The following is a 13,112-nucleotide window of genomic DNA, read 5'->3' on the forward strand; positions in this document are numbered from 1 at the left end:
CCGCGGTTCAAGGCTTGTCTTTTGGGTCGGCGGAGGGCACCGTGGACAGAACTGTGTCGCATCCGGCGCAGAGCCGGCCGGTGCTTCAGGCGGTGCTTCAGGCGGTCTCGCGGGAGCGGCGTACGCCGATCCAGACCGCCGCTCCGACCGCGACCACGCCACCCACGGCGAGCGCCGCGAGAGTGGGCTTCGGTGGCGGCAGCGGGAGCCGTGACTGCAGCGCTACCGGCTTGACGAAGACCAGCACCGGCCAGCCGCGCTCGGCCGCGACCTTGCGCAGCTCCTTGTCCGGGTTGACCGCGTGCGGGAAGCCGACGGCCTCGAGCATCGGCACATCGGTGATCGAGTCGCTGTAGCCGTAGCTGCGCGCGAGGTCATAGCCGCGCAGGGCGGCGAGCTCGCGGATCGCGTTCGCCTTCTCCTCGGCGTAGGCGTAGTAGTCGATCTCGCCGGTGTAGCGCCCGTCCTCGGCCGCCAGTCGGGTCGCGACGACGCGGTCCGCGCCGAGCATCGCGCCGATGGGCTCGACGACCTCGCTGCCGGAGGTGGAGACGATGACGACCTCGCGGCCGGCGGCGTGGTGCTCCTCGATAAGGCGCACGGCCTCGTCGTACACGATCGGGTCGACGACGTTGTGCAGCGTGTCGGCGACGATCTCGCGCACGGTGGCGACGTCCCACCCGGCGACGAGGGTGGACATGAACTGACGCATCTTCTCGACCTGGTCGTGGTCGGCGCCGCCCACCATGAACAGGAACTGCGCGTACGCCGAGCGCAGCACCGAGCGCCGCGAGATCAGCCCCCCGGCCTGGAACGGCTTGCTGAACGCCAACACGCTCGACTTGGCGATGATCGTCTTGTCGAGGTCGAAGAACGCCGCTGCTCGGCCCGCCATGCGGCCATGGTGTCACTCACGTAACAAAACAGCGCAGTTCCGGGCAGATCGGCTGTGGAGAACCGTCTCTGTCCACAGGCCGCGGCGGCCGTGGAGTGGCGATGTCGGTGGCTGGCGAGGAGATGGCCATGACCACGACACCCCTTCCACCCGCACCCCTCCTGGTGACCACCGATGACGACCTGCTCAACGAGCTCATGCAGCTCAGCGCCGCCGCCGACGTCGCGCCCGACGTCGCCCGCGACCCCTTCGAAGCCGTACGCCGCTGGACGCGCGCCCCCGTCGTGCTGGTCGGCGCCGACCTCGCCGAGGCCCTCGCCGAGGTCGCCCCCGAGACGCGCGACCACACCTATGTGGTGACCCGCGGGCCGGCGCCGGACCGGGCCTACCCGCTGGCACTCGCGCTCGGCGCTCGGCAGGTCGTCGACGTGACCGTCTCCGCCGGCTGGGTCGTCGAGCTGCTCGCCGACATCACCGAGGACCGGCCCGAGCGCGGCCGCGTCATCGGCGTCATCGGTGGCACCGGTGGCGCCGGCGCGACCACGTTCGCCTGCGCGCTGGGGCAGTGGGCCCAGCGCGCGGGGGAGACCGCGGTGATCGACTGCGATCCGCAGGGCCCGGGCCTGGACCGGGTCCTCGGCATGGAGAGCACCGAGGGCTTCCGCTGGGACGCGCTGTGCACGACGACCGGCCGGCTGTCGGCGCGGGCCCTGCGCGAGGCGCTGCCCCGGCGCGGCCGACTCGGCGTGCTGTCCTGGTACGTCGACGCCACGCCGCAGACCCTCCAGGCGTTCGCGGTGCGGGAGGCCCTCTCGGCCGCGCGGCGCGGTCACCGCACGGTGGTGCTCGACCTGCCCCGCACCCCCGACCGGCTCATCGACGAGGTCGCCTCGCGCTGCGACCAGCTGCTGGTGATGACGGTGGCCGGGGTCGCGGGCGTGGCCGGCGCTGCCCGGATGCGGGCGCGGTTCGGCGAGCACCCGCACGTCGGTCTCGTGCTGCGCGGCGAGTCGCTCAGCGCCGCGGAGGTCGCGCGGGCGGTCCGGCTGCCGGTCGTCACACAGATGCGCGACCAGCGTGCGGTGAACGAGAGCATCGACCTCGGCCTCGGGCCGTTGCGGTCGGGTCGCGGTCCGCTGGCGCGGGCCTGTGCGGAGGTCCTGGCGACCGTCGAGGCCCGGTCGTGATGGACCGCGCGCTCACCCCGCTCCTGGAGGCGGCGCGCTCGCACCTCGCCCACACGCCCGGCGCGCTCACCCCGCACCGGGTCGCGGAGGCCCTGCGTGCCACCGGCCGGCCGGTCGGCGACGCGACGGTCCTGTCCGTCTACGAGGCGCTGCGGCGGGACATGGTCGGAGCCGGCCCACTCGAGCCGCTGCTCAGGACGCCCGGCGTGACCGACGTGCTCGTCAACGGGGCCGGCCCGGTGCGCATCGACCGCGGCGACGGACCGGAGCTCACCGAGATCCGGATCGGCTCCGAGGAGGAGTGCCGGCGGCTCGCGCAACGGCTGGTCGCGAGCGGGGGGAGGAGGCTGGACGACGCGGCGCCGTACGCCGACGTCCGGCTGCCCGACGGCACCCGCTGCCACGCGGTGCTGGCGCCGCTCGCGCACCCGGGCACCGCCATCTCGCTGCGGGTGCCGCGGGCCGGCGGCTTCACCCTCGGCGAGCTGCGCGCCGCGGGCACCCTGACCGAGGAGACCGCCGAGCTGGTGCGTCTGGTCGTGCGGGCGCGGCTGGCGTTCCTGGTCTCCGGCGGCACGGGCAGCGGCAAGACCACGCTGCTGTCCGCACTGCTGGGCGAGGTCCCGGCGGGCGAGCGGATCGTGGTCGCCGAGGACGCCGCGGAGCTGCGGCCGGACCATCCCCAGGTGGTCGGCCTCGAGGCGCGACCTCCCAACATCGAGGGCGGCGGCGCGGTGGTGCTGCGCGACCTGGTCCGGCAGGCGCTGCGGATGCGACCGGACCGGCTGGTGGTGGGCGAGGTCCGCGACGCCGCCGTCGTCGACCTCCTCGCCGCCATGAACACCGGCCACGAGGGCGGGTGCTTGCTCAAACCATACACGAGACTCGGACGACACGCCGTCCTTACGTGGGTCGATCCTCAGGGCATCGCGCGGGCGTCGGTGCAGGTCAGCGCGGCATTCGATCCGAGAGTCGCGTAAGGCGTCTTACGCATAGTCTACCGACGGAGTAGACAATGATCTACGGTTCCCGGCGTGAACACTCTTCAGACTCTTGCCGCCGAACTCCTGCACACGATCGACCCCGACGAGGACATCTTCGACTCGACCTCGTTCGCCGACGAGGTAGACGATCTCGTCGAGGACATGCTCGACCTCGGGGCCGAGGACGCCGAGGCGCTCGTCGGGCTCGACTGCGGCGAGGAGACCTTCGCGACCGTCACGCTCGCGGCGGCCGAGGCTCGACTCGTGCTCGCGACGATGCGCGCTCGCGCGGCGTAGGGGGCAAAAACGCCGAAGAGCCCCGGCCTCCTCCGCTTCGGTGCGGGGAGAGCCGGGGCTCTTGCTACTTCAGAGGCTCTTGCCGAGCGCGGTCGCGATCGCCTCGGCGACCTTGTGCGAGACACGGACGCCGGAGCCGACGCCGACGTGCGCGCGGGTCGCGGCCTCGGCGATCACGGCGTCGTGCGAGACGCCGAGGAGCGAGGCGAGTTCGTGGATCGAGTACATGCGGGAACCTCCTCTCGGGGTCTCGGGAGCGGGAGGGAAGTCACTTGCGGACGAGGAAGGGAAGCGAGTCGCGGATCGTCTGCTCGGGCAGGCTCCGGACGCGCCGGACCGGGAGATCGTCGAACTCTCCGACGGAGGCGAAGGCGTTGTGAATCGCTTCGAGTTCCTCGACCTCGCGGAGGTAGGGGCGAACGGGCTCGTCGCCGATCGGGCCTCCTGCGCGGACGTAGGCGATCGCTCGTGCGACCTCCTGCGCGCGGGCGTGGAGATCGCGCACGCGTACCCGTGTGGCTCGCTCGCGGGCTTGACGGTCCCGGGTGTGTCCTCGTTGGGTCACGCGGTGCCTTCCTTCCGGCGTCGGTTGCGGGCGCGCGCTCGTTGGCGCTCGGCCTCGATGTTGGCGGCGTATCGCTCTCGCATCCGAGCCCGGTAGCGCGCTGGGTTCGACCAGTAGCGAAGCCGTGCCGCTTCGGCATGGCAGGTGCGGCAACGAGCGGCGAAGCCGTCCGACGCTCGCCGGTCGGCGAGCCCGTTGTCGGCCGTGATCGGAGTCCGGCAGAGGGTGCAGCACCGGCCGGTCACGACGGACTCACTAGCCACTCGGCGGGCTCGGCCTCACGCTCGGCGGCCTTCGCCTCGGCCTCCGCTGCGGCCTCTGCGACGCGCTCGGCGTAGAGCGCGGCGGCCTCCTCGGCGAGCGATGCCGGGAGAGCGGCTAGGCGGGCGTGTACGTCCGCGAGGGCGAGGTATCGCGAGACGACGGGCTGTCCGCGCCGGACGACGGCCGGATCGCTCGCGGCGGCGAGAGCGGCCGTCGCGCGGAGGTAGTGCTCGGCGGCGGTCAAGGCCGGGTCGGGCTTCGTCACTTGCTCCACTCCATCGCGTCGGCGGCCTCGATGTTGGCGCGGTGCTGCGCGGCGCGCTCGTGCTCGCCGATGGACTCGGCGAACTCGGCCTCGGCCTCGTTGTAGGCGACCCACTCCTCGCGGGTCGCGGTGCTGAACGGGAACATGCGTCTCCTCACTGAATGACGGTGATTGATGGGGCGGACTCGCCAGGGCGCTTGTAGCGAGTCAGGGCGAAGCGGGCGAAGGTCGCGGCGACGAGGGGCGTAATGTCCGCGTCTCCTCGGCGGTCCCATGCCCAGCCCTCGCCGACCTTTCGACGCGTCGCGCCGGACACGGCCGCGTCGAGGCGGGGCTCGCCGGGATGCGTGATCGTCCCGGCCGTGACGGCGTCGTAGAGATCGGCCGAGGCTCGGACGACGTCGGTCGTCGAGAGTTCGGTGATCCGGCCGACGTGCGCGCGGCGCATGTCGCGGAGGAGCGAGGACGCCGGGCCGACGGAGTCGAGGACGATCGCGTGGGGCCGGTGCTTCGCCTTCAGTTCGGCGAGACGCTCCGCTACCCACGCCGTGCCGTCGCCGGATGCCGCGAGTTGGAGCGAGATCCGGCCGTCGTCGAGGTAGGCGGCGACGGCGATCGCTGCGCGGGATCGGTCGGGCGAGACGTCCACGGCGAAGACGGGGCGAGAGACCGGGTCCTCGTCGTCTTCGAGGGCCTGCCAGACCTCGGCCGGGATGACGGAGGCGAGGGCGTCGCCGTACCAGATCCCGAGGCGCTCCGCGCCGAAGATCCGGTCCTCCATCGCGGCGCGCTCGGCGCGGACGGTCTCGACGCGGAGCCGGTGACCGAGCGCCGGGCAAGCCTTCGCCCACACGGCTTCGTCGTTGAAGTCGTCGGTCGGCTCGGCTCCGTACTCGACCCACGCGAGATCGTCGTCGAGGCCTGCGATCGCCGAGTCGCGGAAGCGTGTAAACACGGTGCCGTCGGCGGCCGGAGTGACCGGCGAGCCGAAGAGCGCGACTCGCGGCGAGGGCGACGCCGAGACGACAGGGAGGAGCGCGGCGAAGGTCTCGTCGGAGAGTTCCTGCGCCTCGTCGAGGATCAGCAGATCGGCGGAGAGGCCTCGGCCCGATGACTTCGAGCGGGAGACGAGCCGGACGCTTCCGCCGTTGTGCAGGTAGACGGCTTCGCGGCCGTTCGTGCGGACGATCCGGCGCACGAGACCGGAGAGTTCCGGGCTCTCGAAGTAGGCGAGGAGACGCTCGAAGCCGTTCGCGGCGGTCTGCACGAGGTGGGCGGTCCAGACGACGCGCTCGCCACGGACGAGGAGGGCGTCGAGGACGAGGGCCTCGATCAGCCAGCCCTTGCCCTGTTGACGGCAGACACTCACGCCGGAGCGGGAGGCGGCCCAAGAGCCGTCAGGGCGGGTCGGCATCATCGCGACGAGCGCGTCGGCCTGCCACGGGTCAGGAGGCGCGCCGAGTGCGGCCATGATGCGCGCCAGGGCGACGGCGCGGCCGGTGTTGCCGGGTGGTTGGCGCCTAAGCCTCGGCGGCGGCGGCGAGGGCGTCAGCAAGAGGACTCCTCTCGGGTGGGGCGGGCAGGTCGGCGAGGTCGCGGAGGACCTGCGCGTAGAGGCGGCCGAGGGGTCCGAGGTCTCTCGGGCTCGCGGCTTCGATGCCGTCGGCGAGGCGGTCGCGGAGGGCTTCGAGCGCGGCGCGCCTGTCAGAGCCCTTCAGGGGGTCAGTCATGGGTGCTCGGTCCTTTCTCGGGCCGAATGGCGGAAAAGGTCTCGGGGAGGGGGCTCAATGCCGGGGGAGTGACCCGGGGCGGTGTCGAGGGGGTCCCTCCCCAGGGGTCGCGGGTGCTCACCAGTCGCGGGAGGACCGGATCGGCTCGCTATCGACTGCGCTTCGTCGCTCGACGCGGCGCGCGTGTCCGGGCCTGCCTCGGCTCGCGTTGCATGACCGGTGCGCGACTCGAAGGTTCGAGAGGACGAACTCGAGATCGGGTCGATCGAGCGGGCTCACGACGTGGTCTACCTGTGCGGCTCCGTGCGACTTCCACGGCGCATCGAAGTAGACCGGCCGCGAGCACAGCGCGCACGCCGTCCACTCCGGGTGCCCGGCCTCGCGTGCGGCCACCCGTGCACGCCGGATGACGCGGGCACGGGTGGCCTTCCACTTACCGGAGGCAGTGCGGCTCACGGCCGCCAGCGGTCGGGCGGTCCGCCGACGTACGACGCCGAGCCGAAGTCACGGCGCATCCGGCGAAGGACCTCGACGTTACGGGCGTCCTCGGCGTCACGCCGGGCAACGGCCGCGCGGATCTCCTCGTCGGTCGAGTCGAACGTGACGCCGTCGAGGATGCGGCCGTGCTCGTCGCGCACGGGTCCGTCCTCGACCCCGGTCACAGGACGAGTCCTGCGCGCTTGCCCTCGTCCGCGCCGAGGGTGATCGGTGCGGGCTCTTCCCGGAGCACGTGCGAGATGCGGCGGTGGAACTCCTCGGCCGACGTCGCGAGCGACAGTCGGACGCCGGGCGTACCGGCGAGGATCGCGGCCGGGACACCCTGAGGGGCGAACGGCTCCGGCGAGGCGGCCTTCGTCGTGGACACGGTCCACACGGACAGATCCGGGACGCCGGGCCGGACACCACGAAGCGCGCGCCGAACGGCGAGGGGATCGGCCTCGGTCGGGTCTGCGTACAGGAGCCCGGCCGCTCCTTCGACGCCGTAGTCCTCGGCAAACAGACCGACCGCAACGAGCGAGACGAGGAGCCGGTCGAACGGAGCCGAGGCACGACGGAGGATCGCGACGTCTGCCAGGGCGTCGAGGTCGTCCGGCCGAGGCGAGGCGGCGGCCGACGCCGGGACGCGCTCGACGGCGACGCTCACGCGCTCGAAGGCCTCAGCGAGACGAGGGCTCGCGAGAATCGCGTCGGCGATCTCGTCGGCGTTCTCGACGAACACGCGCACGGCGTTGTCGGCGGCGGCCTCTGAGAGCCCGGAGGCGATCTCCATGCGAGCGGCCTCGACGGCGCGAGCCTTCGCGGCCGTTTCGAGAGCCTTCGCCCGGTCGGGCGCGAGGAGCACGGAGCGAGCGGCGACGGCCGTCGGGCTCATGCGAGTCTCGGCCGTCAGGATGCGAGCGGCGCGGATCAGGTCGCGGGCCTCGTCGAGCGCGGGCGGAACGGTGCCGCCGTAGTCCCTCAGGAGGTGAAGAGCGGAAGTGACCTGCCGGAGGCGGAGAGTCGTGTCGGTGGCGGTCATGGTCAGTTCTCCTCGGTGGCGGGGTTGAGCATCGCGAGCAACGCGGCATCGGTGCCGGGCTCGGAAGACGCGGCAGGAGCCGGGTCAGGCGTGGGCGTCTCGGCCGTCGCCTTCGTGGCGACGACGCGGGCGTCGGTCTCGGTCCAGTCGATCGGCTCCGGCGCGGTCTCTGCGGCGCTCTGAGAGGCGCTCACGGGCTCGGCGGCCGTCGGCCGGGACTCGGGCTCAGGAGCGCCGAGAAGAGCGCCGAGAGCGGCGTAGGCGGAGTCCTGCGAGGCGGCGCGTGCGGCGCGCTCGTCGCGTTGGGCCTTCACGCGGTCGGCGGCCTTCTGCGCCTCAGCGATCAGGCCTTCGATCAGGGTCAGGGGTGTGGTCATGCTTCGGTTCCTTCGGGTCGGTCGAGGTCAGTGACGGTCGCGGCGAGAGCACGCACGCGCGCGAGTAGGCGCGCGTCGCGGCGGCGCTCGTAGGCGCGCTTCTTGCAGGTGTCGCGGTCGTAGATGCGAGGTCGGCCGGTCTCGGGTTGCGTGACTTCGCGACCGCACACAGGGCAGAGATCCATAGGTGCGCTCCTTTCGGCTTCGGTAGGGCGGGACGGAAGAGGGCAAGCGAAGAGCCCCGCACCGGAGCACGCGAACGCGCTCGAACAGTGCGGGGCTCTTCCGTCTCCACCCTCGGGAAAGGCGAGCGGCGGTACCCGGCCGCTCCACTAGTAAGGGGCGGATCTAGTGCCGCATGAGGTCATCCACAGCGCGCAACGTCCGCTGAAGGCGACGGTCCTCGGCGACGGCGCGGAGGTTCAGCAGAGACGCCGAGGTGAACGTCCCTCTGTAACCGAGGTGCGCCAGGACCGGGCAGTCGAGACACCGGACGACCGCATCGACGGCCGGGCCGGTGAGGTTCGCGTCCCTCTCGCCTGAGTCGGCGAGGATCTCGTCGCGGCGCTCACGTGCAGCGCGATGCGCGGCAGCGTGTGCCCTCTGTGGCTCCCACGGGGCGGGCGTGCGCGTCGGCCGCGCGTCGCGGGGCAGGCCTGCGCTGCGCGCCTCGGAGAGTGCCTCCCGCTCGATCCGACGGCCGTCGGCGTCGTACGGGTCGAGGATCGGAGCGAGGGCGTCGTGATAGCCCGCGCTCGCGAGCCGTACGGCGTCGAGGTCGTCCGGCGCGACGTCGGTCTCCGGCAGGTCGCGAGCGCCGGGGAGATCCGTCCGGCGACCGAGGAGCGCGGCGAGGCGATCCCACCTTCGAGCCTCGTCCCGCGAGCGGTTGCGCTTCGCCGTGCACGTCCCGGTGTGCGCGAGGCGTCGGCGGCCTCGGCCGGTTTGCTCGGGCAGAGCGAGCCCACACACCCGGCAGAGTCGGGCCGTCACGCGCTCGCCTCCTCGATCAGGGCGTCGGCGCACATCGCACGGGCCTCCTCGACGAGTCCGTCCGGGTCGCCGTCTCGGAGCGCGCGAGCGACCTCGACGATCGCCGGACGCGCGTCGGGGTTGCGCCTCAGGTGCTCGGTCGCGACCGTCGCGAACATGCGGCGCGAGTGGTCGCCGGGCTCCGCCAGGGCGAAGAGCACGCTTCGCGGCAGGGCGAGGAGGCGCGGGTCGTAGGACTCCGGCCTCGTCGCCGGAGCGAGAGCGAGAGCCTCGGCCACGGCGGCGTCGGCGAACGCTTCGGCCTCCTCGGCGGTGCGGGGGCCGTGACCGAGGACCTCGGTCGCGCGGAGAAGGACGTTCACGGTTGCCTCCTTCAGGCGGCGGACGACGTGGCGGATCACGAAGAAGTAGCCCCGGCCGTTGCGGCGACGAGCGCCGAGGACGTCGTCGGCGACGTCGTAGAACAGGCGCTTACCGGGGAGCGCCCACGTCGGGCCGTCCTCGTCGGACACAGCCCACGAGCCGACACCCTCGCGCGCCTCGGTCATCTTGCGGCCGATGTTGGCGCGTGCGGCGTCGTAGAGGGCCGTCGTAGCGACGCGCTCGCCGTCGGGCAGTTTGTCCCGGACCGCTTCGAGGAAGGCGCGCGCCGAGGCGCGCTCGTTCTCGACCTGACGGGCGCGGTACTCGCGGACGTAGTCGCCCGGCGTCTTCGTCGAGGTCGCCTCTGGCTTGACGCGCTGGATCTCGTTCTCGCCGTCGTAGTCCGGGAGACGGCCGTAGACGTGCTCCCAGAACGTCGGCCCGCCGACGGAGGCGCGGAGAGCGCCGTCGGGGTGAGCGGCGAGGGCGGCGGCGATCATGTCGCGGATCGAGTCACGGGTGAACTGCCTCCCCGACGCCGACACGAGGAGCCGGGGGCCGTAGCCGTTGTCGAAGAGGAAGAGGCCTACGGCGACCAGCGCCGGGGCGAGGAGTGAGGCGACGTCGTACGGGCGGTAACGGGCTCCGGAGCGGGACTCGATGGGCTCTTCGGCGCGCTTGTGCCACTCGGGATAGCGAGTGTCTACGTGGTCGCGGATCGCGGCCTCGACGGGGTTCAGGTCAGACATGGCGGTTGGGGTCCTTCGGCGGTTGGCGGTGTTGGCGGTAGGCGGTTGCGTGCGTGAGGTCCGGGAGACCTCGACCCGGTCCGGCGCGACCGCCAAGACACGCCGGACCGGGGAGATTGAGAGGGCGCGACGTGCAGGGTTGGAAAGGGCCTGACGTCGTGCCTTGGCTCAGGGGAGCAAATGGCCGGGACCGGCCGACGTGCTCACGAAGGAGTAATCCGCCCGCATCGTGGCTTCTGCTCGGGGGAGTAGTGGGCCAGCGGGCCGAGCGTTGCTCAACGCCGAGGAGGGCGGGCTGCGAGCCGGAGCGGGCGAGGTAGTGCAAGAACGCGTAAGGGTGACAGTTCTTCTCCCTATTCTATTACTTGTATGAGAGAGACGACCTATAAGCCGGAACAGGAAGGGATAGAAAGAGTCACCCTTACGCGTTGTTGCACTCCTCGATGTCGTCCTCCGGCGCTTCGAGCGGCCTTCGGCCCGGCGTGAGCGCGTGTAAACGGGCAGCGGTGCCCCTTACATCGCCGGGAAACGCCGAGAGCCCCGCTCCGGCGTCGTACCGGGCAGGGCTCTCGCGTGCAGCGACGGGGCTGTGTCAGTCCTCGTCGGCGTCCTCGTGGAAGTACTCGAACGGGCAGCGGCCAGCGGGGACCGGCGTCATCGACGTCGAGATCGAGTCGTCCCATGACAGGCCACACTCCCCGCACGTCGCATCGTTCGGCCCGGTGCCGTCGGTGGGCCGGACCGGGTAGTCGGCGGGAATGGTGATCGTGCTCATGGGTCCAGTCTCCTCTAGGTGTGCGGGTGTGGTGGTCAGTACGGCCATGATCAGATCGTCTCGCGGACGTCCGACACGCTCGGCCCGCTCGACGTGCCGTCCTCGACGCGGGCGATCGCTTCTAGTTCGGCGAGGGCAGGGTCCTCGCGGAACCATGCCGGGCCGTCGAAGGTGACTTCGGACCGATCGCGGGTGAAGCGGCGCTCCGCGCTCCTCGGGAGCGGGGTCACAGCGACCCGCGTGCCGAAGTCGCGGAGGAGTGTGTTCCGGCCGATCGTGTCGCGGCTTCTCCACTCCTCGGCGACCGTCGTGCCGTCCGAGATCCACTCGCGCCGGGTCGGGACCTCGGCCTCGCGCTGAAGGTTCTCTAGGCGGGCTTCGAGCGCCGTGATCTGCCCCGTGACGGTCTGCGCCGAGCGACCACCAGGGGGAAGGGCAGCGAGGTTCCCGGCGAGGTTGTCGAGAGCCTCCTCGGTCTCGCGGATCTCGCGGCCGACGTCGCGACCCTCGGTGATCGCCGGGGACATGAGGACGGTTCGTCCGAAGGCACGGAGGAAGGCGTCCTCGACCTGTGCCTCTAGTCCGGCCGACTGCACGATGTTGGACTCGTGCGAGCCGTGCTTCCCGATCCCGTTCGGACAGACGTACGTCGAATAGTCCACGCCGTTGACGGCGCGGGTCTGTCGGTACATCGGCCCGTCACAGAGCGCGCACGAGGCGACGTGCAGGAGCATGGCGCGGCCCGCACGGGACGAGCCCCGGCCGACGGAGCGCGACTCGATCACGTCGCGCACGGCGGCCCACGTCGCCGAGTCGAGGAGTTCCGGGCCGACCCGGTGCGGCGTTCCGTCGGCGTCGAGCACCGGCACGAGGTGGAGTGCGGTCCGGGGCTTGTTCGGGTCTGCCTTGACGAGGTAGCCACGCGCTACGGGTGAGATCAGGACGTCGCGAAGGGTCGTCGGGCTCCACTTCGTGCCGCGCACCGGACGGCCGTCACGCTTCCGTGCGTGGTCGGCCGGGGGCAGGATGCCGCGCTCGTCGAGTTCGCGAGCGAGCCCGGCGAGCGTTGCGCCGTGATGGATCAGGCGGTCGGCGCACTCGCGCGCGACGGCGGCCGACTCGGGGTCGAGGTCGAGGTACGCGCCTCGGCCACGACGGACGATCTTGTAGCCGTACGGGGCAGCCCCGCCGAGCCACGAGCCGACCTCGCGAAGGTGCTCCTTGTTCCCGGCGATCCGGGCTTTGATCATGTCGCGCTCGTACTCCGCGAACGCCGAGAGCACCTGCACGACGAGTTTCGACGTCTCCGGCGAGAGCGTGCCGTCCTCGGTGACGAGCGACGTCCTCGCTTCCTCGGCCGCGTGCATGAGGCGCGAGAACTCCAGAACGGAGCGCGCGTAGCGGTCCAACTTCCACGCGAGGACGTAGTCCGCGCTTGGCAGGGCGGCGAGGACGCGCGCCATTCCGGGCCGGTCCTCTAGGCGCTTCGCGCCGGAGACGTCTACGTCCTCGTCCGACACGAAGAGCACGCGCCAGCCCCGGGCCTTCGCGTAAGCCATGCAGCGGCGGCGCTGCGCTGCGATCGACGTCGAGGAGTCGGAATCGCGGCTCAGGCGTAGGTAGATGATTACGGTTGGAACGCGCTTGCTCATTGGGTGACCTCCACTGCACTGAACACTAGTCGTTGCATCCGGGCGGCTGCGGCACGCTGCACGCCAACTCGGCCGCCGACGTCCCGGCGCGCGTCGAGGCGCTGGCCCTGACCGCTGGCCTGGGCCGGGAGGCCGCGCACAGTCAACTCGCGTCCGCCCTCGACGTGGTGCTGCACATGGTGCGCGACCGTGGCGGGCGGCGGCTCGGCGAGATCGCCGTCCTCGAACGCACCGAGGCGGGGCTGGTCCGCACCGTCACCGCCTGCCGCGTCGGTCCGGACGGTCGCTTCACGGTGGGTGCGGCGGCGGACGCCCTCGCCGGGCTGATCGAGGAGCGGCGGCGATGACCGGCTGGGCGCTCGCCGCGGCCGCGGCGGCGATGTGGTTGCTGGTGCCGGCGCGGGCGACCGCCCCGGGCGCCGGCGGCCCGCGGCGGCCCACCTCGGCGTGGATCGTCGTGCTCGGGATCGGCGCGCTGGTGGCCTGGGCGGACCGGTC

General features: G+C 71.9%; 17 protein-coding genes. 4 read left to right on the forward strand and 13 right to left on the reverse strand.

Annotation, left to right across the window (positions count from 1 at the left end; all coding sequences use genetic code 11):
* Positions 1–97: 97 nt before the first annotated feature.
* Positions 98–895, reverse strand: a complete 798-nt coding sequence (locus ACYU8V_RS08580; protein WP_460846648.1) for an HAD family hydrolase — start codon at positions 893–895, stop codon at positions 98–100.
* Between the two features lie 128 nt (positions 896–1,023).
* Between ACYU8V_RS08580 and ssd the strand changes: the two genes are divergently transcribed.
* The 3 genes from ssd to ACYU8V_RS08595 are packed head-to-tail and all read left to right on the forward strand — an operon-like array spanning position 1,024 to position 3,362.
* The gene (gene ssd, locus ACYU8V_RS08585) at positions 1,024–2,082 is read left to right on the forward strand and encodes a septum site-determining protein Ssd (protein ID WP_460846650.1); all 1,059 of its coding nucleotides are present in this window, start codon (positions 1,024–1,026) and stop codon (positions 2,080–2,082) included.
* On the forward strand, positions 2,082–3,062 hold the full coding sequence (locus ACYU8V_RS08590) for a TadA family conjugal transfer-associated ATPase (protein WP_460846651.1): 981 nt from the start codon (positions 2,082–2,084) through the stop codon (positions 3,060–3,062). Before ssd ends, ACYU8V_RS08590 begins: the two co-directional genes overlap by 1 nt.
* A gap of 54 nt (positions 3,063–3,116) precedes the next feature.
* On the forward strand, positions 3,117–3,362 hold the full coding sequence (locus ACYU8V_RS08595; RefSeq protein ID WP_460846653.1) for a hypothetical protein: 246 nt from the start codon (positions 3,117–3,119) through the stop codon (positions 3,360–3,362).
* Between the two features lie 69 nt (positions 3,363–3,431).
* Here ACYU8V_RS08595 and ACYU8V_RS08600 read toward each other — a convergent pair whose 3' ends face one another.
* From ACYU8V_RS08600 to ACYU8V_RS08655, 12 genes are all read right to left on the reverse strand, one after another.
* Positions 3,432–3,590: a hypothetical protein gene (locus ACYU8V_RS08600; protein WP_460846654.1), complete on the reverse strand. Its 159-nt coding sequence runs from the start codon at positions 3,588–3,590 to the stop codon at positions 3,432–3,434.
* A gap of 40 nt (positions 3,591–3,630) precedes the next feature.
* Entirely contained in the window at positions 3,631–3,867 is a 237-nt protein-coding gene (locus ACYU8V_RS08605; protein WP_460846655.1) for a hypothetical protein, read from the reverse strand.
* A 301-nt stretch (positions 3,868–4,168) separates the two neighbouring features.
* The gene (locus tag ACYU8V_RS08610; RefSeq protein ID WP_460846656.1) at positions 4,169–4,456 is read right to left on the reverse strand and encodes a hypothetical protein; all 288 of its coding nucleotides are present in this window, start codon (positions 4,454–4,456) and stop codon (positions 4,169–4,171) included.
* Entirely contained in the window at positions 4,453–4,602 is a 150-nt protein-coding gene (locus ACYU8V_RS08615; RefSeq protein WP_460846657.1) for a hypothetical protein, read from the reverse strand. Before ACYU8V_RS08615 ends, ACYU8V_RS08610 begins: the two co-directional genes overlap by 4 nt.
* A gap of 8 nt (positions 4,603–4,610) precedes the next feature.
* Positions 4,611–5,927, reverse strand: coding sequence for a hypothetical protein (locus tag ACYU8V_RS08620; RefSeq protein WP_460846659.1), 1,317 nt, complete (start codon positions 5,925–5,927; stop codon positions 4,611–4,613).
* A 49-nt stretch (positions 5,928–5,976) separates the two neighbouring features.
* Entirely contained in the window at positions 5,977–6,186 is a 210-nt protein-coding gene (locus ACYU8V_RS08625) for a hypothetical protein (protein ID WP_460846661.1), read from the reverse strand.
* A 452-nt stretch (positions 6,187–6,638) separates the two neighbouring features.
* The gene (locus ACYU8V_RS08630) at positions 6,639–6,848 is read right to left on the reverse strand and encodes a hypothetical protein (RefSeq protein WP_460846662.1); all 210 of its coding nucleotides are present in this window, start codon (positions 6,846–6,848) and stop codon (positions 6,639–6,641) included.
* Entirely contained in the window at positions 6,845–7,705 is an 861-nt protein-coding gene (locus ACYU8V_RS08635; protein WP_460846664.1) for a hypothetical protein, read from the reverse strand. Before ACYU8V_RS08635 ends, ACYU8V_RS08630 begins: the two co-directional genes overlap by 4 nt.
* A gap of 2 nt (positions 7,706–7,707) precedes the next feature.
* Positions 7,708–8,082 carry a hypothetical protein gene (locus ACYU8V_RS08640; protein ID WP_460846665.1) on the reverse strand — a complete coding sequence of 125 codons (375 nt, stop codon included), beginning with the start codon at positions 8,080–8,082 and terminating at the stop codon, positions 7,708–7,710.
* Between the two features lie 989 nt (positions 8,083–9,071).
* Positions 9,072–10,187 carry a hypothetical protein gene (locus ACYU8V_RS08645; protein ID WP_460846666.1) on the reverse strand — a complete coding sequence of 372 codons (1,116 nt, stop codon included), beginning with the start codon at positions 10,185–10,187 and terminating at the stop codon, positions 9,072–9,074.
* A gap of 592 nt (positions 10,188–10,779) precedes the next feature.
* Positions 10,780–10,962 carry a hypothetical protein gene (locus tag ACYU8V_RS08650; RefSeq protein WP_460846668.1) on the reverse strand — a complete coding sequence of 61 codons (183 nt, stop codon included), beginning with the start codon at positions 10,960–10,962 and terminating at the stop codon, positions 10,780–10,782.
* Positions 10,963–11,012: 50 nt separating this feature from the next.
* On the reverse strand, positions 11,013–12,614 hold the full coding sequence (locus tag ACYU8V_RS08655; RefSeq protein ID WP_460846671.1) for a recombinase family protein: 1,602 nt from the start codon (positions 12,612–12,614) through the stop codon (positions 11,013–11,015).
* 32 nt (positions 12,615–12,646) lie between these two features.
* Here ACYU8V_RS08655 and ACYU8V_RS08660 point away from each other — a divergent pair, with 32 nt between their 5' ends.
* On the forward strand, positions 12,647–12,961 hold the full coding sequence (locus ACYU8V_RS08660; protein WP_460846673.1) for an ATPase, T2SS/T4P/T4SS family: 315 nt from the start codon (positions 12,647–12,649) through the stop codon (positions 12,959–12,961).
* Positions 12,962–13,112 lie beyond the last annotated feature (151 nt).

It is taken from the genome of Nocardioides ultimimeridianus (assembly GCF_054777895.1).

What these genes read in the sequence shown, in the direction of transcription:
- ACYU8V_RS08580 (WP_460846648.1), bottom strand. Translation starts at nt 895, where the DNA reads ATGGCGGGCCGAGCAGCGGCGTTCTTCGACCTCGACAAGACGATCATC.
- ssd (WP_460846650.1), top strand. Translation starts at nt 1,024, where the DNA reads ATGACCACGACACCCCTTCCACCCGCACCCCTCCTGGTGACCACCGAT.
- ACYU8V_RS08590 (WP_460846651.1), top strand. Translation starts at nt 2,082, where the DNA reads ATGGACCGCGCGCTCACCCCGCTCCTGGAGGCGGCGCGCTCGCACCTC.
- ACYU8V_RS08600 (WP_460846654.1), bottom strand. Translation starts at nt 3,590, where the DNA reads ATGTACTCGATCCACGAACTCGCCTCGCTCCTCGGCGTCTCGCACGAC.
- ACYU8V_RS08615 (WP_460846657.1), bottom strand. Translation starts at nt 4,602, where the DNA reads ATGTTCCCGTTCAGCACCGCGACCCGCGAGGAGTGGGTCGCCTACAAC.
- ACYU8V_RS08620 (WP_460846659.1), bottom strand. Translation starts at nt 5,927, where the DNA reads ATGGCCGCACTCGGCGCGCCTCCTGACCCGTGGCAGGCCGACGCGCTC.
- ACYU8V_RS08625 (WP_460846661.1), bottom strand. Translation starts at nt 6,186, where the DNA reads ATGACTGACCCCCTGAAGGGCTCTGACAGGCGCGCCGCGCTCGAAGCC.
- ACYU8V_RS08635 (WP_460846664.1), bottom strand. Translation starts at nt 7,705, where the DNA reads ATGACCGCCACCGACACGACTCTCCGCCTCCGGCAGGTCACTTCCGCT.
- ACYU8V_RS08640 (WP_460846665.1), bottom strand. Translation starts at nt 8,082, where the DNA reads ATGACCACACCCCTGACCCTGATCGAAGGCCTGATCGCTGAGGCGCAG.
- ACYU8V_RS08645 (WP_460846666.1), bottom strand. Translation starts at nt 10,187, where the DNA reads ATGTCTGACCTGAACCCCGTCGAGGCCGCGATCCGCGACCACGTAGAC.
- ACYU8V_RS08650 (WP_460846668.1), bottom strand. Translation starts at nt 10,962, where the DNA reads ATGAGCACGATCACCATTCCCGCCGACTACCCGGTCCGGCCCACCGAC.
- ACYU8V_RS08655 (WP_460846671.1), bottom strand. Translation starts at nt 12,614, where the DNA reads ATGAGCAAGCGCGTTCCAACCGTAATCATCTACCTACGCCTGAGCCGC.